We start from the raw sequence: 26,143 nt of genomic DNA, 5'->3' as shown, positions 1-26,143 counted from the left end.
AACATCCCGGCTTTCTGCTTAAGCTATTTCATCACTGTTTTTTACTGAACGCTTCTTCTTTATCTGCTTTTTCTCAGCCGGATTATCAGAATAAGTGATTTCTGGTTGTGCTCCATCCGTTATAACTTCTTTTGTGATCACGCATTTTGCAACTCTGTCATCCGATGGAATCTCATACATAAGATCTAGCGTTGCTTTCTCTATGATAGAACGAAGTCCTCTGGCTCCGGTCTTTCTCTCCATCGCTTCTTCTGCTATAGCGTAAAGCGCATCCTTATCAAATTCCAATTCCACGCCATCTAATTCAAATAATTTCTTATACTGCTTGCAGATTGCACTCTTTGTATCTGTCAGGATTCTTACAAGCGCATCCTTGTTCAACAGATCCAGTGTAACCGTTATCGGCAGACGTCCGACAAATTCAGGAATCAGTCCATATTTTACAAAGTCCTGAGGAGTTACCTGCTTTAACAGCTCTCCGATATCCTGTTCTGTCTTATCAACAACCTCTGCATTGAAGCCGATAGCTTTCTTGCCGATTCTGTTGTCAATGATCTTCTCCAGACCATCAAATGCACCACCGCATATAAATAAAATATTTGATGTATCGATCTGTATAAATTCCTGATGTGGATGCTTTCTGCCACCCTGTGGTGGCACTGATGCAACCGTTCCCTCCACGATCTTTAACAAAGCCTGCTGTACACCTTCACCGGATACATCTCTGGTGATGGATACATTCTCACTCTTCTTCGTGATCTTATCGATCTCATCAATATAGATAATTCCATGCTCTGCACGTTCTACATCATAATCGGCCGCCTGAATCAGCTTCAGCAGAATATTTTCTACATCTTCACCAACATATCCGGCCTCCGTCAATGCAGTTGCATCGGCAATGGCAAACGGAACATTCAAGATCTTCGCAAGTGTCTGTGCCAGATATGTCTTACCGGAACCGGTTGGTCCGACCATGAGAATATTACTCTTTTGAAGCTCTACGTCAAAATCTTTATCTGCCATGATACGCTTATAATGATTGTATACCGCAACAGATAATACCTTTTTTGCTTCTTCCTGACCGATTACATACTGATCCAGGAATTCACGGATCTCCTTGGGTTTCAGTAAATTAATGGAATCTTCAGCACCTGTTTCTTCCAGTTCTTCATCAACGATCTCTGCGCATATCTGTACACATTCATCACAAATATAAGCGTTTGGTCCTGCTATAAGTTTTCTGACCTGATCCTGCGTCTTATTGCAGAAGGAACATCTAAGTAGTTTTCTATCTTCACTACGATTTGCCATTCCAATACCTCTTTATACTATCTTTTTGCGATTACACTATCGATCAGACCATATGCACATGCTTCTTCTGCTGACATCCAGTTATCTCTCTCTGTATCAGCAGCAATCGTTTCATATGGCTTTCCGGTATTCTCGCTTAACATTCTATTTAATTTCTCTTTTGTCTTTAAAATATGCTTCGCAGCAATTTCAATCTCTGTAGCCTGACCCTGTGATCCGCCGGATGGCTGATGGATCATGATCTCGGCATTTGGAAGTGCAAATCTCTTACCTTTTGCACCACCTGCAAGCAGGAATGCACCCATACTTGCTGCCATTCCACAGCAGATTGTAGATACATCACATTTGATGTACTGCATTGTATCATAAATCCCAAGTCCTGCTGTTACAGAACCGCCCGGACTGTTGATATACAATGAGATATCCTTGGATGGATCTTCGGACTCCAGGAACAGGAGCTGTGCGATCACTATACTTGCTGATGTATCATTTACTTCTTCTCCCAGAAAGATAATTCTGTCTTTCAGAAGTCTTGAATAAATATCATATGAACGTTCACCACGGCTGGTCTGTTCAATGACATAAGGTACTAAACTCATATTTACACCTCCAAAATATCGCAATCAGAAATTATGGATTAAACTTCCTTTGCGTTATCTACAACAACCTTAACTGCCTTTTTAACAGCAAGATCCTTTTTAATGCTATCCTTTTCTGCATCACCCATGAAGCCTTCGATATCTTCTACATTCATCTGATACTGTTTTGCCATAGCTTCCAGTTCTTCATGTACTTCATCGTCTGATACTTCAATGTTTTCAGCAGCAGCAATTGCTTCCAGAACAAGACGGGATTTGATTCTCTTCTCTGCGTCTGGTTTGATTCTCTCCATTAATGCTTCCTCTGTAATATTGCAGATCTGCATATACTGCTCAAGGTTGATTCCCTGATACTGAAGATTCTGAGCGAACTCATCTTTGATTCTTTCCTGTACATCTGCAACCTGTGCATCTGCAACGTCCATCTTAGCATTCTCGATTACTTTCTCGATCAGCTTGTTTTCTTTCTCGTTCTCAGCATCCTTCTGTTTCTTCTCAGCAGCCTTGCTCTTGATGTCTTCTTTGTATTCATCTAATGTCTCAAAATCTGAAACTTCACTTGCAAATTCATCATCTAATTCCGGTAATTCTACAGCCTTGATCTCTTTGATCTTGCATTTGAATACTGCCGGCTTACCTGCTAAATCTTCTGCCTGATAATCTTCCGGGAATGTAACATTTACTTCTACATCCTCATCGATGTTCTTGCCAACAAGCTGATCTTCAAATGTATCAATGAATGAATGAGAACCAAGAACGAGCTTGTAGTTCTCAGCCTTACCGCCTTCGAAAGGAACACCGTCAACAGATCCTTCGAAGTCAAGTGTAACTTCATCATCCATCTGTGCAGCTCTGTCTGTTACAGGGTTGTATCTTGAGTTCTCTTTCTGAACCTTTAAAAGCTCTGCCATAACTTCATCATCTGTTACTTCTACGTCAGCCTTTTCTACTTCGAGTCCCTTATAATCACCAAGCTCAACTTCAGGCTTAACAGCTACTTCTGCTGTAAAGATAAAATCCTTGCCCTTTTCGATCTGAGTTACATCGATAACCGGTCTTGATACAACATCAACATCTGATGCGCTTACTTCCTTTGGATAATACTCATTAATTAATGAATTAGCTGCCTCTTCATAAAATACTGCAGGTCCATACATCTTCTCAATAAATGCCTGTGGTACATGACCCTTTCTGAAACCAGGTACATTGAATTTACCTTTCTGCTTATTGTAGGCAGTTGTCATTGCCTTACCAAACTCCTCTGCCGGTACTGTGATTGTAAGTTTTGCCATACTGTGTTCCAGATTTTCTACTGCTAAACTCATTTTTTATTTCCTCCTTAAAATTATGCAAATGATGCCTTATGCCATCATCTTTTAATAATATATAAGGCATTATTTAGCATCCATTTATCATTTCGTTTTTATTGTGGGCATAAAAATACCCGCATCAATCATCCGATTATACCATATATACCGGATATATGTCCAGTCCATTTTCCATAATAACGCAGAAAAAGGTTATTGTCTTTTCGACAATAACCCCTTCCTGCTAAGCAAAAGCTATAAGATATCTCTTATTTTACTGCTTATCTGCCTGACATCTGTTCTTCCTGTCTCTTGATCATCTGACGAACCATCTCGCCACCGATTGATCCGCTCTGAGCAGATGTTAAGTCACCATTGTAACCATCCTTGAGGTTTACACCAATTTCCTTAGCAACCTCCATTTTGAACTTGTTCATAGCGTCCTTAGCTTCCGGAACACTCATCTTGCTTGTTCCTGTTGAATTTGAACTTGCCATAATACATTTCCTCCAATACATTTATTTAAGACTTTGTTGTCTTGATTCTATTATGTGTATTATAAGAAAAACTATTATGCCAATTTTTGTATTTTTATAGTTCACAGGCAAAATATCAATCATCAAATTAATATGTCATCGGCTCTTCTTCGCCATTCATAACTCTTAATGCTCCCTGTGCAAGTGCAAGAAGTTCATCCTCACCAGGATATACTGTAAACGGAGCGATAAATCCGGCTCTCTTTTCCAGTTCTGCACATGTATGCTTGGAATATGCGATACCACCTGTTAAGATGATCTGATCTACTTTTCCGCAAAGTACGGTTGACATAGCCCCGATATCCTTTGCTACCTGCTGATGAAATGCGTCCTGAACAAGCTTTGCATGCTCATCACCTTCCTGAACGAGTTTCTCGAGATCTCTTGCATCATTGCTGCCGATATATGCATTGAATCCGCCGTTACCGACAAGTTTCTTTGTAACTTCCTGCTGTGTATATTTTCCTGAAAAGCACATCTTAACAAGATCACCTGATGGAACTCCACCTGCTCTCTCCGGTGAGAATGCGCCTTCACCATCTAATGCATTGTTAACATCAACGATACGTCCGTTTAAGTGAGCACCAACAGATACACCGCCGCCCATGTGTACAACGATCAGGTTCAGATCTTCATATTTCTTACCATGCTCTTTTGCATATCTCTTTGCAACTGCCTTCTGGTTTAATGCATGGAATACACTTCTTCTTGGAAGCTCAGGCACACCGGATAAACGGGAGGATGGCATCAGCTCATCTACAACAACCGGATCTACAATGTAAGATGGAATTCCCAACTCATCGCCAATCTCTCTTGCAAGGATACCACCAAGGTTGGATGCATGCTGACCCTGTTTACCGATCTTTAAATCCTCTAATAATTCATCACTAACAGGATATGTACCGCCCGGAATCGGCTTTAACATACCACCACGACCTACACATACATCTAATGTCTTGATGTCAAAATTTTTCTCTGCAAGAATATCAAGGATAACTTTCTTTCTGAAGTCCTTCTGCTCAACGATAAGGTTGAAGCCCGCAAGTTCCTCTGTTGTGTGTCTTAATGTTTCTTCAAATAATAAATTCTCGTCTTCAAATACACCTATCTTTGTAGATGTTGAACCCGGATTGATAATCAAAATTTTGTATGACATGTTCTTCCTCCAAAATTCTTATATATTTATTCCGTAACCATAACGGTCTGATTACTGCTCATTCTTGATTGCTTCTGCAACAACTGCTGCAAGAGCGATAGAGTTCATCTTTACTTCAAAGCTGTCTGATCTGGATGTCAGGATAACCGGTGCCTTTGTTCCTGTCAGGATACAACCGTTCTTGCTTGCTGTTGTATGTGTCAGGCACTTGTATACAAGGTTTCCGGCGTGGATATCCGGGAATAAGAGGATATCTGCATCACCAACGATCTTACGGTCTTCTGCTCCCTTATGTTTAGCTGCTTCCGGATCGATCGCAAGGTCAAGTGATAATGGTCCGTCAACGATACATCCTGTAATCTCGCCATTCTCGTTCATCTTTGTAAGCTCTGCTGCATCTACAGTTACAGGCATCTTAGGATTTACAACTTCAACTGCCGCAAGCGGAGCAACCTTTGGACATGGAATACCACAAGCATGAACAACTTTTACTGTATTTTCAATAATCGCTTTTTTATCCTCAAGAGATGGATATGTCATGAATGCTACGTCTGAAAGATATAATAATCTGTCAACACCCGGAACCTCAAAAACTGCTACATGTGATAATGGCTTACCGGTTCTTAAACCTACTTCCTTATCCAGAACGCTCTTTAAGAAGTTCTTTGTATCAATGATACCCTTCATATACATATCTGCTTTATTATTATGTACCAGCTCAACAGCCTTATGTGCAGCCTGAATGCTGTCCGGTTCATTTATGATCTCATACTCATCCAGATTCATATCAAGTTCAGCAGCGATCTTTCTGATCTCAGCTTCATCACCGACGAGAATCGCATCTGCAATACCTTTTTCCTTTGCCGCCTTAACGGCTTCCAGAACCGGCTTGTCCTGAGCACATGCTACAGATACTGTCTTCTTGCTGCATTTTGCAACCTTGGCTAATAAATCTTCAAAACTCTTACTCATTCGTTTACACCTCTCGCGATTTTTATTCTTTTTCCCATAACGCATGAACTTATTATGGGTTGCCGCTCTCTTCCGGCAATCTTTATCTGTTATCGTATCACTTTGAAAAAAAAAGGTCAACCCTCTGGATAGTTCAGGCGATCTTCGCCTATATTATAAAGAACCTCTTTTAAGAACTTCTCTGCAAGGTAATTTGCCATGTTCAGATTCATGTCCTGATAATTTCCACATTCTCTCGGATTTGCACCCGGAATCGGATCATGATAATGACGTATAAATTCAAACATTGAAATCATCAGATCTACGATATCCTCTGACTTATAATCACCTGCAAGGATCAGATAAAATCCGGTTCTGCATCCCATCGGTCCAAAATAGATTACTTTGTCCTTATAATCCTCATGATTTCTGAGATAAGTAGCTGCCAGATGCTCAATCGTATGAATCTCCGCCGTATTCATGACCGGTTCAAAATTTGGCTTTGTCATGCGGATATCAAAAGTCGTAAGGACCGCATCTCCAGCCTTATCCTTTCTGGATACATAGATTCCAGGATTTAATAATAAATGATTGATCTGAAAACTTTTAATCTTTTCCATAGTTTTTCAACTACCTCCTGTCTGTATCAATAAATATAATTTCTCAGTTTTTATTTTTAATGCAAGTATTCCTGTCACAATCTATTTTTAACATAACTTTACAAATTCTGTCATAAGTGCAACACTGTTATCGATCGCCATAGCCGCAAAAGACGGATAATCCATTTCTGCACTGTCATCTGCTTTATCTGAAATCGCACGGACAATCAGATATGGAATCTTGTTCAGACTTGCGACATGTCCGATCGATGCTCCCTCCATCTCTGCACAGGTTCCGTCAAATGTCTCAACCAGCCATTTTTTCTTATCTTTCCTTGATATGAACTGATCTCCGCTGACTACACGTCCGGTAAAGATGTTGACGGAAAGCTCTGCCTGCTTTGCTGCGGCAAGAGCAAGCTCCAGCATTTTGACATCTGTCTTGAAAATATTTTCATCATCTTTTAAATCCGGATTGATTCCCGGAGCATATCCAAGAGCAGAGACATCCATGTCATGCTCTAATGCATCCTTTGCCAGCACGATATCTCCGATGTTGATGTCTGCATTTAACGAGCCTGCAATTCCGGTATTTACAATTCCATCTACCGGGAACAGGTCGATCATTGCCTGTGTACACATTGCTGCATGAACCTTACCTACACCACATTTTACCACAACCACTTCATGGTCACACAAAGTACCTCTGTAAAACTGCATACCTGCTTTTTCAATAATATGCACCTGTTCCATTTTTTCTTTTAACTTTGCAACTTCTTCGTCCATTGCTCCTATAATTCCAAGCATGTCTTCTTTCCTTTCTTACTGCATTTGTTCTTTTTATCCTGCTTATTCTTCACCAACCAGCTCAATCTGGCACATCTTCATCGTTTCAAGTGCAGCCACCTTTGATTCCGGTGTCACGCCTGCCGTACATCTGACATCGACTGCCACGCGAATCTCCGGATATAACGCCTTTATGATAAGAGCATTTGAAACTACACAGATATCGGTACAAAGCCCGATCAGACAGACATCTTCAAATTCATACCGATCCCAACCTGTATACCCAAAGGATGGCTTATCTATGATCTTACAGCCATCTGCATATATTCCATCTGCGATCTTCCATCCGTTAGTTCCCTTTATACAGTGTTCCACCGGCAGATGTTTCCCCTCGTTCGTCTGCAGATAATCTGCCCCATGGGTATCTCTGGTATAAAGCACCTCATCTCCCCTGTTTTTATATTCCTGTATCAGATTTCTTACCGGATCCACGATTGCCTCTGCTTCTTTTGTACCAAGTGAACCATCAATAAAATCATTCTGCATATCAATTACGATCAGGGTTCGTCTCATTCTTTTCACCATATGACCAGTTCAGGTCACCTTTCCATACATATTTCCATGCGATTACTTTTCGCCAGTCCGTTATAAAAGTCTGATCTGAAAATTTGATCACAAACTGTCGTTTCTTTGATACATATTCTCCGATTTGCCATTGATATATCCCGTTTTTTGTCTTCCAGACATAGATACATCTGGTACCATTATCCGGGTAACCGAACTTATTTACAAAATTAAAATCCGAAAAATCCAACTGAAAATCGATTGGATCATCTTTTCTGTTATCATCTGTCTGATTTTTAGATTCATCTTCTTCCTGCTTATGAAACACATAACGAAATGCTCGTGCCACCCGTGACCAGAATCCCATTTTCCCTGTTTCATTCTTTTTCTGTTCCAACATCGCTTCCCGTTCATGCACCCGATGCATGCTCCACGAATATGTTTCAATATTTTCGATAGCATATTTAATCTTTGTATTAGAAGTAAATTCGCTCTGGATATGAAAACCTTTTTCAAATTCCCTGTGTTCATCCACTATATGATAATTATTATGCAGAAGTCTGACATTTCCCGGACTGTCTAAATATACGATCTTCCATGTATCTTCTTTATGATGGATTGTAAGCGTATCCCCATTTATCCTTGTCTTCATATCACAATCAATATACATATGCCGGATCATCTCTACAGACATCATCATAAGTCGGAATAACGCATCATATTCTGCCAATTTGTCATAATCCTCTGCCCCATATCTGAGATACGCTTCTATCGCACACTTCGGGCACTGTTTCATCCACTTCGGATAATTTACCAGATACTTCAGATCATAGTCTTTAATATTCCTTGTAAGAATACAGCTTTTATCATGGATCACATCTTCATTTCTGGAACAGATAAACTTCACATTATCATCCGCCATAATCTTACGTCTGAGTTTTGAATCATTCATCTGTCTGCCGGAATTTCCCTGCTGTCTCTTATCATAATACATTTTCTGACTCAGGTTCTGTTGTCTGTTATTTCCATTTCGGTAATTTTTCTTTTTTTCATAAGTATTTCGTTCCCCATATACAGATTTGTTCTCTCTCTGGCGGTAATTATTCCTATACTCTGCCAAATCTCTCTCACCACCTTTCCTATAGTTTTTTACTTTATAGAACATCTTATCCTATAAAGTAAAAAATCGAGCTTATTGTAACATTTTATTCAAACATCTACAATAAATCTAAAAAACTCTTATTCACCAAATACAGCCTTGTAATCTGCCTGGAACTTTGCAATACCCTGATCTGTTAACGGGTGCTTTGTCATCTGCTCGATTACCTTGTATGGTACAGTTGCAATATGTGCGCCTGCAAGAGCACAGTCTGTAACGTGGATTGGATTTCTTACAGAGGCTGCGATGATCTCTGTATCTAAACCATAATTGTCAAATATTGTTACGATATCTTCAATCAGGTTGATACCTGTTGTGCTGATATCATCTAACCTTCCAAGAAACGGAGATACATAAGATGCACCTGCTCTTGCTGCAAGAAGCGCTTGATTTGCCGTAAAGATCAGAGTTACGTTTGTCTTGATTCCTTCTGCCGATAACACCTTGACTGCCTTTAAGCCTTCAACTGTCATAGGGATCTTAACAACCATATTTGGGTGGATCGCTGCGATCTCTCTTCCTTCTTTGATCATGCCTTCTGCATCTACAATTGTTGCCTTTACTTCTCCACTGATAGGACCATCTACAATTGTTGTGATCTCTTTGATAACTTCATTAAAATCTCTGCCTTCTTTTGCGATCAGAGATGGGTTGGTTGTTACACCACAGATTACTCCCATGTCATTTGCTTTTCTGATGTCATCTACATTTGCTGTATCAATAAAAAATTTCATATTCCTTTACCTCGCTTTATTTTCTTTTTATTTACAGGCATGTCATTCATGCTTTGCTTTTATATGCATACATGCAATTTCATGCTTTGTTTTCTCCTTTATCTGCTGTATCAGTCTGCCGACAATGCTGCCTCTACTTCTTCTCTCTTTGGAATTGACTGAACGGCTCCATTTCTGGTTACTGCTATAGAAGATGCCTTCGCACTCATTCTTAAGATATCCGGTATCTCCATGCCGCGGATCAGTCCTGCGAGGAAATATCCGGTAAAGGTATCTCCGGCTGCTGTCGTATCGACTGCTTTTACTGGAAAGATCGGCTGTTCATACTCACAGTCCTTGTCTGAATACCTTGCGCCATCTTTGCCAAGTGTCAGTACGATCTTTGCTTCCGGGAAACGCTTTCTCATGGAAGCAAGTATATCATCTGGCTCTGTCAGTCCTGTGATCTGTGCACCCTCGATCTCATTTAACAGGAAGATGCTGATCTTTGAAAGATCACAAACTTCAATCTTTTCATTATATGGAGATGGATTAAGTGCGATCACAAGCTTTCTGTCATATGCCCGGTCAATGATATAATCCAGCTTATTAACTTCGTTCTGAAGTAACAGAATATCTCCGGCTTCAAAATGTTCTAATACTTCATCTATATATTCTTCTGTCAGACTCTGATTTGCTCCTCCAAAGAGCAAAATGCAGTTCTGTGCATCCTTGTCTACCTGAATGATCGTGTGTCCGGTCTTCTCATCGATCGTACGGATGAATTCATCATGCACACCATGTTCTCTGCATGCATCCAAGAATACCTGTCCGTCTTCTCCGATCATTCCGCCATGATAGATATCTACGCCTGCCTTTGCAAGTGCAATGGACTGATTAATTCCTTTTCCTCCGAGGAATACATTCATTCCGTAGGTTGCCTGCGTCTCACCCGGTGCGATAATATGATCGACACTGTAGACATAATCAAGGTTCATGGAACCAATATTTAAAACTTTCATCATTCACCTCCAAAATCTGTATTTTTCTGTCGTTATTACTTATGCAGGAAATGCGACTCCTGCTGTAAGGATAATATTTGGATATAGTGTAAATTCACCTGTCCGAATTGCAAATTTCACGAATCTGTGTCTCATCAAGGACTGCATCCATTACCTGCTTAAATGTCGGTACACCTCCACAGAGTGCCAGATCTACAATCTCTACTCCCTTTGGAATTGGCATTCCGCCATCACCGATCATAAATGTATCCTTATGTCCAAGTCCTGCGATCAGACCTGCAAGCTGTGCATTAATGATACCTCTTTTTTTTCATATTATCTGTCCTCCATACCTATCTGACATATGTTTATCTTTTTAAGAACGTGGACATGAAGCGATTCTCCATGTCCACGTTCCTTAATATTATCTCCGTCTTTACCTGATATCTTCGATATTATTTGTTCTCATTTCTTGCCTGTAATGCCATCTTTGCCTGCATCTTTCTCTGGAACTGGTCAATGATAACCGCTACGATGATAACCAAACCTTTGATAACCATCTGCCAGAATTCAGATACACCACACATAACCATACCATCATTGATAACACCGATTACGAAAGCACCAACGATTGTTCCGCCGATCGTACCAACACCACCCGCCATGGATGTTCCACCAAGTACGGCTGCTGCGATCGCATTCCTTCCACAAGACGCTTTCGCTCTACCTTCGGCGTAGCGGTACTAAGCTCCCGCTTTCGCGGGTCGCTAAGGACCGACGCTCAGGCAGGCTTGTTGCATAATAATATGATATCTTCTATTTTTTATTTACTAATTATCTCCGCATGAATAGCTTTCTTCTAATTCAATCAAATAAAAGTGTTCTGCAAAATAAAGTTAAAACTTTCTCGCCTGTATATGGCATTTTCTAATCTTCTGATCTGTTTGATACATTCTTTCTTGTGATCTTTAACAGCGACAGGATTGTCTGGCTGACGACTTTTCGGTTGGCTTCGTCCATCTTCTTGATCGAGGTCAGAATCCTTCCGATATCCTTATGCCAGTTATTTTGCAGATCATCCGTGGTCTTCGCATCGCATTCATCCAGCAGGTCGAACAGGGAATTTACGAACTGCCTGCGCTGGTCGTAGTCCATATTGTCGATCCATTCTTTTAAGGAAGCATTTAATAAACGACATTCATCTGTGATCCCCTCCTCATGGATCAGGGATGGTCCAAGAACCTCCCAACTATATACATCATGCTGCATGAAGCCCTCCTGCATACTTCGGATCACGACATATTTCTCTCTGTGCTCAAGCAGCATTCCCACTACGGAATTCTGTGGTATGTATGTGATCATCCGTGACAGCATCCGGTTGTAACCGGCAAGCTCTAACACATTTGGTTCAAATCCCGGTCCATCCATACTGCATACCTTCAGGATCCTATCCTGTAGGGTACGTTCACAGGTTGCTGCTGCATAAATCGCAAGATTTCCGCCTTTGGAATGTCCGCATAGCAGGAATGTTCCGGCTATCTGTTCTGCTGCCTGCCGCAGATACTCGACTGCTGTCCGCTGAGACGGAACCGGTGAAAGGAATGCCATATTACAATCTTCCCGCCAACCGACAACTGTTTTATCGGTTCCTCGGTATACCACACAGCTTACATCGTCAAATAATTTTACTGTGACTGCTGAAAACTGCTTCTGTATCTCCTCATCCAACTGATTCACATAACCGCATAAGCGCAGATCACCAAATCGTCGGCTTGCTCCCATTGCAGCAAGCAGTTTCAGATCATCTTCATAAATCACCTGTGTCATGCGCTTCGCATCTCCTAAGAAACGCTCTGCCGCCTCTGCTACCGTGACTGCATGACTAAAATCATCCGGCACGATCCCCTCAAACGGTATATATGAAAATCTTGAAAATACAACTGCATCCACCTCATTAAAAGCCGATGCCTCAAACGGCAGATCACCCCGCCATTCCAGATAGTCTAATATATTTGCCATATTCATACCCCCGGCTTATCTAAAAACCTTCTTTACGTCTCTGCCCTCTGAGTTCTCTCCGTTTCTCTCCTGCCAGCCATTCTGCTTGTTCACTTTCGTTCTCAAGTGTCAGCCCCGGAACCGGTCTTGGTTTGTCATTTTCATCGACAGCCACCAATGTCAGATACGCCCGATTGATTGAGCGCCGGATTCCTCTGTGATCCTCGATATAAGTATCCACACGGACATCCATCGAGGTATGTCCGACATAGGTAATACGGCCTACTAATACGATCAGATCCTTCAGATAAGCACCTCGCATGAATTTCAGATTATCAACCGAGGCTGTGATCACATCTCCATTTGAATGGCGGATCCCAACAAGACCTGCAACTTCATCGATCCATGCCATTAACTGTCCGCCAAATAATCGTCCGGCACCATTTAAATGCTCCGGCCGTACCTGAAAGACCTGCTCTACCATTGAATCACTGACTTTTTTCGTATTTCGCTCCATATACACCGTTCCCTTTCTTTATTTTCATCCTGTTTATAATTGGAGTATTCATCCGGTATTATTCCTGTTCTGCTCATTTTATCATAACAGACGCAAATACACAATCGGCAGCCGGTCTGTCCGACAATACCCTTTTATTCCGTCTATCCTGCAATGCTCTCTTGTCCGGTCTGTTAAACAATATGCTTTCTTCTGTCGCGTACATCCATACATATGCACAGTATAAAACATATAAATCCTGATATCGTGATAATAATTCCCGGTACAAACATAGGATATACAAAGGAAATCTCTGTATGCCTCTCATGCACAACAAGAAGATTCATCTGCTCGGAAATCTCCTGATCAGATGTAAATATGTCCTGTGCCGCAATCGACGTATTGACACCTGTTTCCTGATCAAAATCCGCATCAACATCGATCGATAGTCCATCTTCTTTATAAGCTATTGTGATTGGAACAAGTTCTCTGTCCGGAAGCTGTTCATTTGATATCCCGAGCACATCATTTAAGATGTCAACCAGTGCCGCATCCTTCCTGCTAACAGCTTCATACATCAGATTCAGTCCGAGGAAATATATATTTGGCAGATCATCTTTCATACCTAAAAACGTCAGCTTCTGATTGCCCATCTGAAACGTTCCGATCTCGGTATCGGTTCCAGTTATATAAGCTGTACTAAAATCCCTGTCTTCCTCCGCAAAGTCATCACTTCGGATCTCGCTGTTCTGATAAGAAAGAACCGGATACCGTTCATCAAAATGGATCTGCTGTGCAAATACACCGAGAAACATTTCCTGTTTATTACTCTTATTAGCCGGAACATGGGTACTGTCGATCACAACTCTGGTACCTGCTGCCGCCACGTCCGTAAGTATCGCTTCTGCCTTACTCTGATTCCTGTATTCAAATCCGGTTAAGAACAAAGTATCATACCGGCTCAATTCTTCCACTGAATAATCCTCAATCACATCCGAGCTTCCTGCCACAAATGCCGGATAAAGCAGAGTCATTTCATTTGCATATTTTCCGATTGCAAGCCCATAGTATCCGGTGACCGTTCCAAAGTTCTCTGGTGTCTCACGTTTATAAGTATATGCAGTCGTCATTTCCTGCACCATAGAATAACCGCTGGCTGCCGCATCCTGCTCAATATCAGAGATTGTGATATCCTGCTTCTCAAGATCACTCTTCCGTATCAGAACCGTATCAGCCCCAAGCTCTACTGCCCGATCAAACAGAAAACGATAGTATTTTCGGTCAAGCGCTTCATTTAACAGAACAATATTATCCCCGGTCGCAGCACCCTGCCAAGCCCAGCCATACGTGTACATCGTATGACTGCTGCCACTGATTCCATAAGATGGATAAGAACCATAAGAACTCTTATCGATAACAGCCGTCCGCTGGTCTGTCAGTTTCGTAAGCTTCTGCATCTCCATTTTTGTTTCATCTGATGTAGCAACGCTGTAAAAATCCAGATTCATACATGATATACTGTCTACACACAAAAGCGCAGCCAGAAGCACACAATATTTTTTCTTCAAGCGAACCCATTCCAGACATGCACTGAAGAAAAAACCATAGATCATCGGCGCAAACCGGGTCATCCAGAACAACTGGCCGAACGGAAGCTTTACCAGTATCCGGTATGCAGCAGGCGTTGTACAGGCAAGCATGATCAGTAAAAATACAAAACCGGCTTTCTTTCCGCCTCTTGCAAGCAGGATTCCGGCTATCGCGATAAGTACTGCTGCCAGTCCGAAATAAAAGCTGTCATTTCCTGCACTCAGACGTTTAAATGGATTTAATGACGTCGTAAGTGGATAGATCAAAGTTGACATAACACTTCCGTCTCCACTCTCTGACGTCACAAGCCCGCCTTTTAAAGAAGGAATCACCCATATACCCGCTGTCAGGATTCCACAGATCATATAGATAAGAGCAAATATTTTTCTTCTAGTATCCTTATTCCATATCTGATCGATCAGCAGATATAAAAATGCAGATACGCCCATGATCGCAGTAACCATCAGATGCGTAAAACTCATCAATGTCATACAAACAAACAATCCGACAGCTGCACAATTATTCTTCTTTCTTACATAGAGCCATAAGAACCAGATCGCATATGGTACAAGCATCGTCGTCACCATCTGCGGCAGATTTCCCGCTGTAAAATAAATTCTGATATGCTCCGGCATAAAGAACCAGAGCAGTCCGAAAAAGGTTCCAAGCACTCTGCGGTTCTCATGGATCCCCCAGAGAATCCACGGAAGTCCACCGACTACGAATATAACAAAGGCAAGTAGCCTGTAAGCCAGAAGAAGATCGCCCCCTGTAAGAAACATCAGTCCCGCCATAATATAATAAGAGAGCGGTCCCCAATATCTGAAAAGCTGGATTCCGTTATACCAGTATGGGGAGAACAACGGAAAGACGTTTCCTTTTTTCAGGCTCTCATACATTTCCTGCGACTTATAGAGATGTCCCCAGATATCACCGCCGGACGGCTCATATCCTGATAGCACAAGATACAGTGCAAGCCCTGCACCTGCAAGTAACAAGATACTTATACATATGCAGTTTTTCCGAATTCTCTTGTGACTGTCTGTCATATTTCTTACTCTCCAATATGTTTTATCTCATCTAAGATCAGGTCTGTAAGCGTCTGCACCGTCTGATTCTGCTCCATCTCCTGCTCATCCAGCATACTGATCACATATGTTCTTCCCGGTGTCTCACTCATCTCGATCATCAGAAAGATCCATCCCATTGCATTTAATATCTCCTGCAATTTTTCTTTAAAATACAGGCATACGTTTTCGATCGTTGGATTTAATATATCAAACGGCTTTATATCATTCAGATAATTATTCTGAAAAGGTTCCAGAAATTCCTCAACTGCCTTTTCAAGTATATGAAATGGTTCAAAATTCTCCTTTCCCTTCACCACATGCAGAACGATCTCCCAGGTATGCGGATGTACTTCGCCTAATTTTCCACCGATATAGATAGCATGCCTGGCATCCATATAGAATTTGAATTTATACTGTTGATATCTCATTCCGCTACGCCTCCTCCTGCTTTCTGGTATAAGCATCGTACACATCCACCGGTTTTTTTACCCCAACATCGATTAAGTCATATCGTATCGAGCGATATGCATTCTCGGACTTTCGGATACAGTACCGATAAATCTCATCCGCCCTGTCTTTTGCCTGCTGTTCATCCAGCCTGTAAAGCAGAATAACAAAAAATCCTTTCTTCACCTCACCCATGATCTCATTCTGATGAAGTCTGGAACGGATCTTCCTCATAAAATGAAAGATCTCCTGTCTGCTATAATAACGATCCATCATGTCCAGATGAATGAACATATAATGGATCGGTTTTAACGCTTCATCATCCGATTTCTGAAGCATGATACGAAGAAAATTATTATCATAGAATTCATGCGAGCTGTTATATTGATTCTGTACATAGATATTCTTTGCCATCTCGTCATCTAAAGCCTTTTCAAACCCCATATTCCCGGCATTGCTCGTCACCTTTTCAAGCTTCCGGTTACGTTTGTCCAGTTCTTTCTTCGTACCCTTCAAATTCTTCTCTGCCTTGTTCCAGGATTCTAACAATGCAATCAACAGCCCGAGCAGAACGACACTTACAAGTCCTGTTGCAATTACAATATAATATCCATGCTTTATTGTCGATGTCCGTTCCAGAATACTATCCGTATCAGACACCACACTGATCGTACATTCTTCCTGTCCGACCGTCCATCTGACTGTATCCACCACAACATCCTGCTCACGTATCATCTTCCAGAATTCTGTGATCTCTGCATATTTACCTAATGTATTCGTTGTATTCTCATTCTTTGCCCACAGCACTTCCGAATCTCTTGTATATACCAAGAACCTCTCTCCGGAGGAAACAGTCTGCTCCTGTAAAAAAGCAAGAACCTCTGCATCTTTTCCTGACTTCTGAACTGACTGAATGTTGCAGGCTAATAACTGTAGATAGTCCTCCTGATCATCCTCATACGCCTGTATCACTGCTTCCCGGTTCTGTAACAGCTCATAACAGATACATCCCATAAATATCATAATAAACAGGATCACGGTTGCGGATATCGAGAAAATCCTATGATTCGGTGATGTATATAGTTTTTTTATCCATGATTGTTTTTTCTCTTTATTCACTGGTATTTACCTCATCTCTGATCTTCTCCAGCACCCGGTGTGTTCCTGCAAAATCATGCGTCACGACCTGTTTAAAGTCATTCCATTCTTCATGCAGGTCTCTTGTCCGCCATGTTCTCGTTTTTCTGGTTGAATTAATAATTCCTGCAAACCGGAACCAGAATACAATAAAATTAAACAACGGAAGTAAAAAAATCAGATACCATTTCCTTGCATAATATTTTCTCAAATACGGAAAATCCTTTAAAAACAGAATAATACAGATATACAACAGGAAGTTGGCCATACTGTATAAAAAGAATAAGAATACGAGCGATGTCACAATAAGCTTCATCGGATAATTGATAAATGCCAGACAGATAATCGCAAAATACCAGATCATCCGAGGGAACGCAAACGTGTGATCATACACAAGGATCCGCATGACGAAATCTTTAAAGAAACTCCTGCCAATGTTCATCTTATCCTTTCGGAACATATGAAGCACTTCCAGCTCACCGCTCTGCCACCGCTGCCTTTGAACATACAGTTTATTCAAGCTCTCGATCGGATCTACAAAAAAAATCGCATTCGGACAAAGTGCCACACGCTTCTTCATCTGAAACCGTACCTGAAAAGTTACATGCGTATCCTCGCACAGGGTATCCGTATTATATAACTGCGTCTTCATGATCGCAGATTTACGGAACGCCGAAAAAGCACCCGACAGAGTAAAGATACTGTTCAACTCCGACTGGAAATTACGGCCGGATAGAAATGCCTGACAATATTCACCAAACTCCATCTTCTGCAGTAACCGTAAAGCGCATCGATTCGTCTGATCGATCAACTCCGGATTCGTCAGTACTGTTCCGGTCAGGCTGTGAACTTCCGGTTCATTCTCAAACATTGTTACAATATTTCTGATAGCATCCGGTTCTAACATTCCATCACTGTCAATATGGATAATATATTTACCCTGGCAGTTAAACAATGCCAGATTAAGGGCTTTGGATTTTCCCTGCTTCGAATTCATCCAATTAATCGAAAGATTCGGGAAATCCTTCTGACATTTGCTGTATATCTCAAAGCTGTTATCCTTGCTCATATTATTGACAAGCAGAACAAATATCTTATCCTTCGGGTAATTCGATTGATAGATCGACTGCACACAGGCATACAAGGTTTCTGCCGAATTGTAGACCGGAACGATCAGAGATACCTCCGGATAATGGGATAACGGCTTATATTTCTTCTTCATGATCCTGCGTTTTAACAGGATGATAAAATTCCCGACTGTTGGGATCACTTCCATGATCAACGGAATGACGATCCATGCCACCCAGAAGATCACGGAAGACATAAGCATATTTTTAATTGCTGTCATAACGGAATGCACCTACCTTCTGTCTGACAATCTGTGGTTTCGTGAATACATAGAAATACAGGAATACTGTACATCCATAGAACAAGATTCTGGCAAATATCGTATGTGCAAAGAAATACATATCGATGCCCCATATATGAACTAACAGGCAGATAAAGAAGATTCGAAGTACATTTGCGAGGAAGATCGCCATCACTCCGATCATACTTACAACCACTCTCTCATATTTGTCATAGACCGGAAAGAACCAGAGCAGCGCAAGAAACGCCAGCATCTCGATCACACCGGAACACTCAAAATCAATATATAAGGACAGACTGGTTCCTCCATTCTGGATAAACAGAATTCCCTGCTGAAAATAAGAATCATAGAGATGCGTCAGCCCACCGATCACACCGGCAACAGCAGAGACGGCCTTTTGAAGCGGAACTACGACATACGGTTCTATCAGTATCAGACTGAAAATAAACAATCCCACACTTCCGCAGATATAATACCAGAAATTCAATTTTGCCCGATATAATACTGTTAATATATAGATCCAACCAAGAAGACAGACAAATACCAGCCAGTTCATCCTCTACCTTTTATCCTTTCTTTTCTTTGCAACATAGCCTGCTGCCAGTAACAGAGCGATCAACACACCTACGACCGGTCCTGTAGAAGATCCGGCAATCGACACACCCTGACCTCCGATATTCGGATTCTGGATTGTGATAGTTCCCATCTCATCCGCGGGAATACCTGTTAATTCTGCCAGACGTTTCAGACTGAGCGAGAATTCCACCTCATCTCCCGGCGTATTATCCTTATGTTCTGCATCATACACTGTATATGCTACTTTACTGTCACATTCATTATTATTTCCATATCCGATAAAAGCTTTCAAGTTAGTATGGATTCCTTCTGATCTCGGAGTCTGCGTACTCCAGTCGATATTTCCATTCTTTTCCGGCTGGATCTGCATGGCAAATGTCTTGCCGTTGATCGTCAGATACCAGATCTGAAGCTGCATACCGGAGGTATATAATTCATTCATCTTAAAATGGCCATATAAAGTATCCCCGTCTAATGCAAGCTGACCATAATGGTTACACTGTTTGTTATTACTGGAATATGTAATCTCCGTCTTCGGTCTTCCTTCCCAATCATCATAATATCCATCGATCTGGATATTGCCGCCTACATGGATTCCGCCTGTTGTTTCTGTTGTTGCCTCGTCCGTCATTTCTACGGTAGTGCTTGCATTATTGTTATCCTCCGATGTAGTCTCAGGAGTTACTGCACTGCTGTCTTCTGATTCCGTACCGGATATCTCTGTTGTGCTCTCATCAGTACTGTCTGCAGTAGTATCTTCACTTACTGCTTCAGTAACACCCTGTTCCGTTGTCCCGGAAACTGTTGTATCATTTTTTTCAGTTTCAGTTGTATCTTCGGTCGTCAGAATTTCTTCCGTTGAGTCCTTCTCTGTAGCAGATGTAATTTCTTCCGTATTTTCTGTAGAAGCTTCTTCCGTAGTATTCTTTGTACCAATCGCAACTTCCGTGCTCTGCCCTTTATATGTTACCTTCAGCGTATCAAGATTAAAAGCCTCATAAGTATCAAGTGGAACCTGAATCTTCCATGTCATAAATTCATATCCATAATATTGTTTTTTTCCGGTATTTGTAACCGTTCCGGAAGCCCCGCTGATTTCCGAACTCCATGCATCCTTTACTGAAAATGAACTTCCGTCTCCATTATTTTCATTATTCAATATGATCGCATTCAATCGATCCAATGACACTCCGTCTGCCGACAAGTCAAAACGCTCATTCAGATATCCTGACCAGCTTCCATTATACCGAATACACAAATAATCATTATCCGTATATATATCTACTGTATTTCCATTATCTTCAAACGTTGCTGCCTGACTCCTCATTTCTGTCATTGGCATACATGAAACAGCGATCAACAATACCGCTATCCCTACAGCTATTATTTTTTTACAGATTTTCTTATGTCTCATCATACATGCCTTCTTTCTGTCTGTTTTATGACATTCCACACAAAAAAGACCCATCTTATCCGAATGAGTCCCTATCTATTTTTTCTGGTCAGGCATCTGTTTCTTATAGAACAAGATTGCCTCCAGATTTTCTCTGCTCCGTTTCTCATTAACCGTCGGTAACAAAATGTGATCACACACCTGATACACACCAAGTGGTGTATCCCCTATATCAAGCTGCATCAGCTCCGCATTCAATTCCGATAATTTTATCTTTAATTGTTCGTAAAAATAATCTCCGATTGCCTCTATACTTGCATTCCCGGCAAAACAGGAAAGTTCATTCAGATATAAGCCCTCATATCTGCCGAGAAAAATCTCAATCATTCTGTCAAGCCGTTTAAAATCCATATCTCGGCCAGAATGATTACGAATATACAGTATCATCGTAAATGTATGACTGTGCGCCTGTTCTTTATTGCCATCAAAGCTATGGCTGGCATTAAAATGATACTGACACTTATAAAAATCAATCACATTATCACCTCAATCTTCTAGCCATTTGGGCATTATGCTACCTTTTCGACTGCTATTCTAGTATAGAAAACAAGCAAATTCAAGGAAGTACAACATTTTTTCACATTTGGAGATAACGAATTTTTTCAGCTGTTTCAGTCATTTTGCACAATTTACGTGTAAAATCCATATTCTTATATTTCATCTATCAAAAATCTCAGATTATTTCTGAAAAGGTTCAACATTTTGCCTAAAACAAAACCATTATACAAGAGGTTTTTATTCGATCATTCAAAATTCAAAAAAATCACATTTTTTCCTTGTCTAATCGGCACAATAATATTAAGATAGAGATAATTTGTAAATAAAAATAAAAATGCAGGAGTTTATTATGAAGAAAGTTGTTAAATTTGGTGGAAGTTCCCTGGCAAGTGCAGAGCAGTTCAAGAAGGTCGGAAAAATCATCCATGCAGATGATAGCCGTGTATATGTTGTTCCTTCTGCTCCGGGAAAAAGATTTGATGGAGATACAAAGGTAACTGATATGTTACTTCATGCATATCAGACCGCCAGCGAAGGCAATGATATTGACGAAGAATTAAAAGCGGTCAAAGCCAGATACGATGAGATCATCACTGGTCTTGAACTGAAGGATTTCAGTCTGGATGATGAGTTTGCCGAGATCAAAAAGAACCTTTCAGAGAATCCTCAGAGCGATTATGCTGCATCCAGAGGTGAATACTTAAATGGTAAGGTCATGGCAGCTTACTTGGTATTCCATTTATCGATTCAGCAGAAGTCATTTTCTTCAATGAAGAGGGAAATCTGAACGATTATAAGACATACAAGCGTCTGACCGAGCGTCTCGCTCAGAATGAACGTGCTGTTATCCCTGGCTTTTATGGTATGGGTAAAAATGGAAATATTAAGACCTTCTCCCGTGGTGGTTCCGATGTAACCGGTTCTATCGTTGCAAGAGCCAGCCGTGCAGATGTATATGAGAACTGGACAGATGTATCCGGTTTCCTTGTAGCCGACCCAAGAATCGTTCCGGATCCAAAGCCGATCAAATATATCACATACCGCGAGCTTCGTGAGTTATCCTACATGGGCGCTTCCGTTCTCCACGAGGACGCTATCTTCCCTGTAAGAAGCTGTGGTATTCCTATCAATATCAAGAATACAAATGCACCGGAAGATGCAGGAACATGGATCGTTGAAAGTACCTGCCAGAAGCAGGATTATGTTGTAACAGGTATTGCCGGAAAGAAAGATTTCTGTACGATCTTCATTACAAAAGCAATGATGAATTCAGAGATCGGCTTCGGCCGTAAGGTTCTTCAGGCATTTGAAGAGAACAATATCTCCTTCGAGCATATGCCATCCGGCATTGATACTATGACCATCGTTGTTCATGCAGACGAATTCATCGATAAAGAACAGAGCGTTGTATCTGCTATCCATCGTCTGGCAGAACCAGATTCTGTTGAGATTGAATCCGGTCTTGCACTGATCGCAGTTGTTGGTCGTGGCATGAAGTCAGCCAGTGGTACAGCCGGAAAGCTCTTCACTGCTCTCGCAAACAAGGGCATCAATATCAAGATGATCGATCAGGGTTCTTCTGAGCTTAACATCATCATCGGTGTTGAAAACCGTGACTTCGAGACAGCAATCAAAGCAATCTACAGCACGTTTATTACAAAATAATATTTATATCGTGGGCAATTATCAGAGCACATTGTATAAATACAGACTTTAGCTTATTGTCCTCGCACAGGTAATACAAACGCCTGTCATTGGTTCTTATTCAATCCAATGGCAGGCGTTTGTATTCATATTAAATATATTCCCATTTTACCAGACATCATTATAATTCTGATATGTAATTTTTTTAACTTTCCTAATGATTTTACTTTTTTCTGATAAGCTTTTTTTGTTGTTCTCTTACCATTTACATAATACTCGTTTATTGTTTTATACGTTACCGGATCCATCCGTGTGCTATATTTCGCGACCTCTGTTCCACCCGACTTTGTCTTTTTGAAATATGTCTTTATATACACACCCATACGTCCGATAAATTCATCTACAAATGCTTTATCAGACATTTTTGTTATACGTGTATATATACCATGTTGGTCACTCTTTGTACCTTCGCTTCTAAGCTTTCCTTTATAATAATATTTAAACTTTAAAGGTTTCCCATTTGTCTTATAAAAATATTTATCCAAACACTTCTTGTATGTTGCCTTTGCTTTTTAGTAAACTTAGATGCTGTCTCGCTTCCACTACATGGCAGTATGAGTGCAATGATCAATAATACACATAATAATAAAATACTTCTTTTTCTTTCGTAAATGTCTCCCTCCAAATTATTGATATATAAATAATAATATATATTATTTATTATTTCAACCAACTCATTTTCATTTAACATTTACACAATAAAACATTCGCCCACGAATTCAAGAACAGTTATAAATTTTATCTCTTACTGTGCGTCCGGCTGGCACATCTTGATCCGCTCTGCCGTATCCTTGGTAATTGCAAGGCATCTTCCGTGTACCCGGACGATGACATTTCCGAAAAACGATGATACCACCTGAACCTCATCCCCCGTATCTAACGGACAATCTCCAAATAATGCTTTATCTGCACAGTTCCACGCGATCGTTGAACAAAATCCATCCGCTGCATTTGATAATGACATCATAATAACCACCCTTTCTTCTAACAAATATGTGTCAATCATCTGCTGATATATGCTTAGTATATCCCCGATTATATAAATTATACTTCCACACTTCCTGTGCAAGTCAATGCTAATTATTGTTCAACAATCTAATCTTTCTTATCAGAAACTAACTATCTGGTCAACCATGCTTTAGAAACCTTTTTGTTCACAAGTTCTGCTATTTATATTTTGTGTGAATAGTTCTCAAGTCGATGAAAAAAACCTAGAACATTCACAACATTTCCATCAATACTAAATACAACCACATAATTCATCTGTGGCACAACCACCTCATGGTATCCTTTTTGATCAAGAAAGTTATCTCTGCATCGTGGAAACTGCAATGGGTTTTCTTCCAATCTTTCATATATATCATTGATACTATCCAACAAGTGTCTGGCAGCCTGTTCATTCTTAAGTCGATAAAGCAAATAATAAACAAGTCTATCTAACAGTTTCTCTGCATGTTTTGTTATTCTCAAATTATAAGCCATACTTTCCCCTTGTTTCTTGAAGCGAGATTCTTGCATCCCTTACTTGACCTTTTCTTATTTGCTGTTCTGAAATTTCTATATCATGATACATCGCTATTCGATTCATGGTATTTTCGTAATTCTCCATACTCATAATAACCATATCACCATATCCATTTTTTGTAACATAAATTGGTTCTTCAGACTTGTGACACATATCTGATATCTCTGCTGTATTCTTTAATTCCTTAATTGGTATAATCTGTGGCATAATACCCACCTCCTACTTTATAATGGTATTATTATACCATAATTGTGTTCTTTATAAAAGTAAATAACCGTAAAATAAACGGGCATGCGGACGAAAAGTTGGACTGTGTAATGTCTGACATGTTATGAGGTACACACAAGAACAAATATCGACAGCACTTGTATTGCTAAAAGCGACAGGATCCCCAGACAAAGTTGTCCAAACCTTAAGGTATCCATCTGCACCAATGCTTTATCATTGGCATAAAAAGTATCCCGAATATTACGATGTTCCAAATCAAAAGCATTGGAGACAAGCTTCAACTGAATTGAAACATGACGTAATTAAACGTTGCCTTATTAAGGGCGAGCCTGTAAAATTAGTGACAGAAGAAATCGGATACATACCTTCCTTGATATATAAATGGATTAGGGAGTATCGGGAGAAGGGATGTTTTCAACCCACGAAAAAAACTACTGCCAACATTAATGTAAATCCAAACGATATCACATCTGCGGAAGATATCAATGAGCTTAAAGCTCAGATGCTTGATATGCAGATGGAAATAGATATTCTTAAAGAAACAATCAATGTATTAAAAAAAGACCCCGGCATCGATCAGACAGCTCTCTCAAATCGGGAGAAGGCAGTGATAATCGATGCCCTGAAAAATAGGTATTCACTGCCGGATCTTCTTAAAAAACTAAACCTTGCAAAAAGTAGCTATTATTATCAAGAAAAAACCATTTATGCAGAGGATAAATACTCCAATCTTCGCAAAAGAATCGTACAACTGTTTCATGAAAATCGTGATATATTTGGTTATCGGAGATTCATACGCTGCTTCATCGTGAAGGTATAAAAGTTTCTGAAAAAGCGGTTCGTCGTATTATGAAGCAAGAAAAACTAATTATCAGACGAAAACGCAGACAGAAATATAACTCCTATAAAGGTGAAATAACACCTGCGGTGGAGAATGTTATAGCTAGAGATTTCCATGCTACAAAACCGAATCAGAAATGGCTTACTGATATCACAGAGTTTTCTATCTTCACAAAACAAAAAAAATAGCCTAAAAGCCAGCATTTATGCGACTTCTAAGGCTATTCCTAATAGCAGGGGATGAGAGAATCGAACTCCCACCAAAGGTTTTGGAGACCCCTATCATACCATTTGACCAATCCCCTATACTGCTTAAGTGTCCTAAATTGGGACACTTCACAGATAAATGAAATATTTACTTTTCATGTACCTTCAGAATTTCATACAGAAAGTCTTGCGACTTCATTCTCTCCAATCTCTTCCGCTTATCTTTCGAACCTCTCAGGATAAGTCTTCGACCTATTAGTATCTGTCAGCTGAATGCGTTACCGCACTTACACCTCAGACCTATCAACCTCGTAGTCTTCAAG

At 40.5% G+C, this 26,143-nt stretch carries 26 protein-coding genes, 1 tRNA gene, 1 rRNA gene and 3 pseudogenes; 2 read left to right on the top strand and 29 right to left on the bottom strand.

The window, feature by feature from the left end; translation table 11 throughout:
- Positions 1-18: 18 nt before the first annotated feature.
- The 23 genes and pseudogenes from clpX to DW959_RS10165 form a co-directional block, all read right to left on the bottom strand.
- Positions 19-1,311, bottom strand: coding sequence for an ATP-dependent Clp protease ATP-binding subunit ClpX (clpX, locus tag DW959_RS10275; RefSeq protein WP_021944155.1), 1,293 nt, complete (start codon positions 1,309-1,311; stop codon positions 19-21).
- A gap of 17 nt (positions 1,312-1,328) precedes the next feature.
- On the bottom strand, positions 1,329-1,910 hold the full coding sequence (clpP, locus tag DW959_RS10270) for an ATP-dependent Clp endopeptidase proteolytic subunit ClpP (protein WP_008400599.1): 582 nt from the start codon (positions 1,908-1,910) through the stop codon (positions 1,329-1,331).
- Positions 1,911-1,948: 38 nt separating this feature from the next.
- The gene (gene tig / locus DW959_RS10265; protein WP_008400597.1) at positions 1,949-3,235 is read right to left on the bottom strand and encodes a trigger factor; all 1,287 of its coding nucleotides are present in this window, start codon (positions 3,233-3,235) and stop codon (positions 1,949-1,951) included.
- Positions 3,236-3,498: 263 nt separating this feature from the next.
- On the bottom strand, positions 3,499-3,714 hold the full coding sequence (locus DW959_RS10260) for an alpha/beta-type small acid-soluble spore protein (protein ID WP_021944153.1): 216 nt from the start codon (positions 3,712-3,714) through the stop codon (positions 3,499-3,501).
- Between the two features lie 127 nt (positions 3,715-3,841).
- Positions 3,842-4,909 carry a butyrate kinase gene (gene buk / locus DW959_RS10255; protein ID WP_008400594.1) on the bottom strand — a complete coding sequence of 356 codons (1,068 nt, stop codon included), beginning with the start codon at positions 4,907-4,909 and terminating at the stop codon, positions 3,842-3,844.
- A 51-nt stretch (positions 4,910-4,960) separates the two neighbouring features.
- Entirely contained in the window at positions 4,961-5,881 is a 921-nt protein-coding gene (gene ptb, locus DW959_RS10250; protein ID WP_021944151.1) for a phosphate butyryltransferase, read from the bottom strand.
- Between the two features lie 116 nt (positions 5,882-5,997).
- On the bottom strand, positions 5,998-6,480 hold the full coding sequence (locus DW959_RS10245) for an S-ribosylhomocysteine lyase (protein WP_021944150.1): 483 nt from the start codon (positions 6,478-6,480) through the stop codon (positions 5,998-6,000).
- Positions 6,481-6,567: 87 nt separating this feature from the next.
- Entirely contained in the window at positions 6,568-7,266 is a 699-nt protein-coding gene (locus DW959_RS10240) for a 5'-methylthioadenosine/adenosylhomocysteine nucleosidase (protein ID WP_117822574.1), read from the bottom strand.
- A gap of 42 nt (positions 7,267-7,308) precedes the next feature.
- Positions 7,309-7,818: an isochorismatase family cysteine hydrolase gene (locus tag DW959_RS10235; protein WP_117807466.1), complete on the bottom strand. Its 510-nt coding sequence runs from the start codon at positions 7,816-7,818 to the stop codon at positions 7,309-7,311.
- The gene (locus tag DW959_RS10230; protein ID WP_117822573.1) at positions 7,793-8,929 is read right to left on the bottom strand and encodes a hypothetical protein; all 1,137 of its coding nucleotides are present in this window, start codon (positions 8,927-8,929) and stop codon (positions 7,793-7,795) included. The genes DW959_RS10235 and DW959_RS10230 overlap by 26 nt, the downstream gene beginning before the upstream one ends.
- A 119-nt stretch (positions 8,930-9,048) precedes the next feature.
- Positions 9,049-9,702, bottom strand: a complete 654-nt coding sequence (gene fsa, locus DW959_RS10225) for a fructose-6-phosphate aldolase (RefSeq protein ID WP_117807464.1) — start codon at positions 9,700-9,702, stop codon at positions 9,049-9,051.
- A 110-nt stretch (positions 9,703-9,812) separates the two neighbouring features.
- The gene (locus DW959_RS10220; protein ID WP_117807463.1) at positions 9,813-10,703 is read right to left on the bottom strand and encodes a ribokinase; all 891 of its coding nucleotides are present in this window, start codon (positions 10,701-10,703) and stop codon (positions 9,813-9,815) included.
- A gap of 39 nt (positions 10,704-10,742) precedes the next feature.
- Positions 10,743-10,974, bottom strand: a pseudogene (locus DW959_RS10215) (RbsD/FucU domain-containing protein).
- Between the two features lie 163 nt (positions 10,975-11,137).
- Positions 11,138-11,380, bottom strand: a pseudogene (locus DW959_RS10210) (ABC transporter permease); the annotation flags it as partial.
- Between the two features lie 229 nt (positions 11,381-11,609).
- Positions 11,610-12,701, bottom strand: a complete 1,092-nt coding sequence (locus DW959_RS10205; RefSeq protein WP_117807462.1) for a DUF2974 domain-containing protein — start codon at positions 12,699-12,701, stop codon at positions 11,610-11,612.
- A gap of 19 nt (positions 12,702-12,720) precedes the next feature.
- Positions 12,721-13,197 (bottom strand): acyl-CoA thioesterase, encoded by a 477-nt coding sequence (locus tag DW959_RS10200; protein WP_008400583.1) that lies wholly within the window; start codon positions 13,195-13,197, stop codon positions 12,721-12,723.
- Positions 13,198-13,370: 173 nt separating this feature from the next.
- On the bottom strand, positions 13,371-15,815 hold the full coding sequence (locus tag DW959_RS10195; RefSeq protein WP_118616068.1) for a 6-pyruvoyl-tetrahydropterin synthase-related protein: 2,445 nt from the start codon (positions 15,813-15,815) through the stop codon (positions 13,371-13,373).
- Positions 15,816-15,820: 5 nt separating this feature from the next.
- The gene (locus DW959_RS10190) at positions 15,821-16,264 is read right to left on the bottom strand and encodes a 6-carboxytetrahydropterin synthase (protein ID WP_117822570.1); all 444 of its coding nucleotides are present in this window, start codon (positions 16,262-16,264) and stop codon (positions 15,821-15,823) included.
- A gap of 4 nt (positions 16,265-16,268) precedes the next feature.
- The gene (locus tag DW959_RS10185) at positions 16,269-17,402 is read right to left on the bottom strand and encodes a hypothetical protein (RefSeq protein ID WP_117822569.1); all 1,134 of its coding nucleotides are present in this window, start codon (positions 17,400-17,402) and stop codon (positions 16,269-16,271) included.
- Positions 17,395-18,768, bottom strand: a complete 1,374-nt coding sequence (locus DW959_RS10180) for a TIGR03111 family XrtG-associated glycosyltransferase (RefSeq protein WP_117822568.1) — start codon at positions 18,766-18,768, stop codon at positions 17,395-17,397. Before DW959_RS10180 ends, DW959_RS10185 begins: the two co-directional genes overlap by 8 nt.
- On the bottom strand, positions 18,755-19,345 hold the full coding sequence (gene xrtG / locus DW959_RS10175; RefSeq protein ID WP_008400576.1) for an exosortase family protein XrtG: 591 nt from the start codon (positions 19,343-19,345) through the stop codon (positions 18,755-18,757). The genes DW959_RS10180 and xrtG overlap by 14 nt, the downstream gene beginning before the upstream one ends.
- A 3-nt stretch (positions 19,346-19,348) precedes the next feature.
- Positions 19,349-20,782, bottom strand: a complete 1,434-nt coding sequence (locus DW959_RS10170) for a Firmicu-CTERM sorting domain-containing protein (RefSeq protein WP_173783629.1) — start codon at positions 20,780-20,782, stop codon at positions 19,349-19,351.
- A 72-nt stretch (positions 20,783-20,854) separates the two neighbouring features.
- Entirely contained in the window at positions 20,855-21,295 is a 441-nt protein-coding gene (locus tag DW959_RS10165; protein WP_117807456.1) for a 6-carboxytetrahydropterin synthase, read from the bottom strand.
- A 370-nt stretch (positions 21,296-21,665) separates the two neighbouring features.
- Between DW959_RS10165 and DW959_RS10160 the strand changes: the two are divergent.
- A pseudogene (locus tag DW959_RS10160) lies at positions 21,666-22,981 on the top strand (aspartate kinase).
- A 125-nt stretch (positions 22,982-23,106) separates the two neighbouring features.
- Here the strand turns inward: DW959_RS10160 and DW959_RS10155 are convergent.
- The 4 genes from DW959_RS10155 to DW959_RS10140 form a co-directional block, all read right to left on the bottom strand.
- Complete coding sequence (locus tag DW959_RS10155) at positions 23,107-23,505, bottom strand: hypothetical protein (protein ID WP_117822565.1); 399 nt, start codon at positions 23,503-23,505, stop codon at positions 23,107-23,109.
- 260 nt (positions 23,506-23,765) lie between these two features.
- A complete protein-coding gene (locus DW959_RS10150; protein WP_226801016.1) occupies positions 23,766-23,987 on the bottom strand; it encodes a ferrous iron transport protein A in 222 nt (73 codons plus the stop codon).
- A 203-nt stretch (positions 23,988-24,190) separates the two neighbouring features.
- On the bottom strand, positions 24,191-24,502 hold the full coding sequence (locus tag DW959_RS10145) for a type II toxin-antitoxin system RelE/ParE family toxin (protein ID WP_117822564.1): 312 nt from the start codon (positions 24,500-24,502) through the stop codon (positions 24,191-24,193).
- Positions 24,492-24,752, bottom strand: a complete 261-nt coding sequence (locus DW959_RS10140) for a type II toxin-antitoxin system Phd/YefM family antitoxin (RefSeq protein ID WP_117807451.1) — start codon at positions 24,750-24,752, stop codon at positions 24,492-24,494. Before DW959_RS10140 ends, DW959_RS10145 begins: the two co-directional genes overlap by 11 nt.
- 163 nt (positions 24,753-24,915) lie before the next feature.
- Between DW959_RS10140 and DW959_RS10135 the strand changes: the two genes are divergently transcribed.
- Positions 24,916-25,593, top strand: a complete 678-nt coding sequence (locus DW959_RS10135; protein WP_118616066.1) for a transposase — start codon at positions 24,916-24,918, stop codon at positions 25,591-25,593.
- A 254-nt stretch (positions 25,594-25,847) separates the two neighbouring features.
- Here the strand turns inward: DW959_RS10135 and DW959_RS10125 are convergent.
- Together DW959_RS10125 and DW959_RS10120 are read right to left on the bottom strand one after the other, a co-directional pair.
- A tRNA-Trp gene (locus DW959_RS10125) sits at positions 25,848-25,918 on the bottom strand.
- A gap of 137 nt (positions 25,919-26,055) precedes the next feature.
- Positions 26,056-26,143, bottom strand: a 23S ribosomal RNA gene (locus DW959_RS10120); the annotation flags it as partial.

The sequence above is a fragment of the Clostridium sp. AM46-21 genome, assembly GCF_003480025.1.
GTDB lineage: Bacteria > Bacillota > Clostridia > Lachnospirales > Lachnospiraceae > Coprococcus > Coprococcus ammoniilyticus.
Note: the sequence above shows the minus strand (reverse complement) of the source record. Positions and strands in the feature narration are given on the sequence as shown.

Excerpts from the sequence above, each read along its gene's own strand:
- fsa (WP_117807464.1), bottom strand. The coding sequence starts at position 9,702 with ATGAAATTTTTTATTGATACAGCAAATGTAGATGACATCAGAAAAGCA.
- DW959_RS10195 (WP_118616068.1), bottom strand. The coding sequence starts at position 15,815 with ATGACAGACAGTCACAAGAGAATTCGGAAAAACTGCATATGTATAAGT.
- buk (WP_008400594.1), bottom strand. The coding sequence starts at position 4,909 with ATGTCATACAAAATTTTGATTATCAATCCGGGTTCAACATCTACAAAG.
- DW959_RS10180 (WP_117822568.1), bottom strand. The coding sequence starts at position 18,768 with ATGACAGCAATTAAAAATATGCTTATGTCTTCCGTGATCTTCTGGGTG.
- tig (WP_008400597.1), bottom strand. The coding sequence starts at position 3,235 with ATGAGTTTAGCAGTAGAAAATCTGGAACACAGTATGGCAAAACTTACA.
- clpP (WP_008400599.1), bottom strand. The coding sequence starts at position 1,910 with ATGAGTTTAGTACCTTATGTCATTGAACAGACCAGCCGTGGTGAACGT.
- DW959_RS10240 (WP_117822574.1), bottom strand. The coding sequence starts at position 7,266 with ATGCTTGGAATTATAGGAGCAATGGACGAAGAAGTTGCAAAGTTAAAA.
- DW959_RS10260 (WP_021944153.1), bottom strand. The coding sequence starts at position 3,714 with ATGGCAAGTTCAAATTCAACAGGAACAAGCAAGATGAGTGTTCCGGAA.
- DW959_RS10140 (WP_117807451.1), bottom strand. The coding sequence starts at position 24,752 with ATGCCACAGATTATACCAATTAAGGAATTAAAGAATACAGCAGAGATA.
- DW959_RS10220 (WP_117807463.1), bottom strand. The coding sequence starts at position 10,703 with ATGAAAGTTTTAAATATTGGTTCCATGAACCTTGATTATGTCTACAGT.
- DW959_RS10235 (WP_117807466.1), bottom strand. The coding sequence starts at position 7,818 with ATGAGACGAACCCTGATCGTAATTGATATGCAGAATGATTTTATTGAT.
- DW959_RS10205 (WP_117807462.1), bottom strand. The coding sequence starts at position 12,701 with ATGGCAAATATATTAGACTATCTGGAATGGCGGGGTGATCTGCCGTTT.
- xrtG (WP_008400576.1), bottom strand. The coding sequence starts at position 19,345 with ATGAACTGGCTGGTATTTGTCTGTCTTCTTGGTTGGATCTATATATTA.
- clpX (WP_021944155.1), bottom strand. The coding sequence starts at position 1,311 with ATGGCAAATCGTAGTGAAGATAGAAAACTACTTAGATGTTCCTTCTGC.
- DW959_RS10145 (WP_117822564.1), bottom strand. The coding sequence starts at position 24,502 with ATGGCTTATAATTTGAGAATAACAAAACATGCAGAGAAACTGTTAGAT.
- DW959_RS10200 (WP_008400583.1), bottom strand. The coding sequence starts at position 13,197 with ATGGAGCGAAATACGAAAAAAGTCAGTGATTCAATGGTAGAGCAGGTC.
- DW959_RS10150 (WP_226801016.1), bottom strand. The coding sequence starts at position 23,987 with ATGATGTCATTATCAAATGCAGCGGATGGATTTTGTTCAACGATCGCG.
- DW959_RS10170 (WP_173783629.1), bottom strand. The coding sequence starts at position 20,782 with ATGATGAGACATAAGAAAATCTGTAAAAAAATAATAGCTGTAGGGATA.
- ptb (WP_021944151.1), bottom strand. The coding sequence starts at position 5,881 with ATGAGTAAGAGTTTTGAAGATTTATTAGCCAAGGTTGCAAAATGCAGC.
- DW959_RS10245 (WP_021944150.1), bottom strand. The coding sequence starts at position 6,480 with ATGGAAAAGATTAAAAGTTTTCAGATCAATCATTTATTATTAAATCCT.
- DW959_RS10190 (WP_117822570.1), bottom strand. The coding sequence starts at position 16,264 with ATGAGATATCAACAGTATAAATTCAAATTCTATATGGATGCCAGGCAT.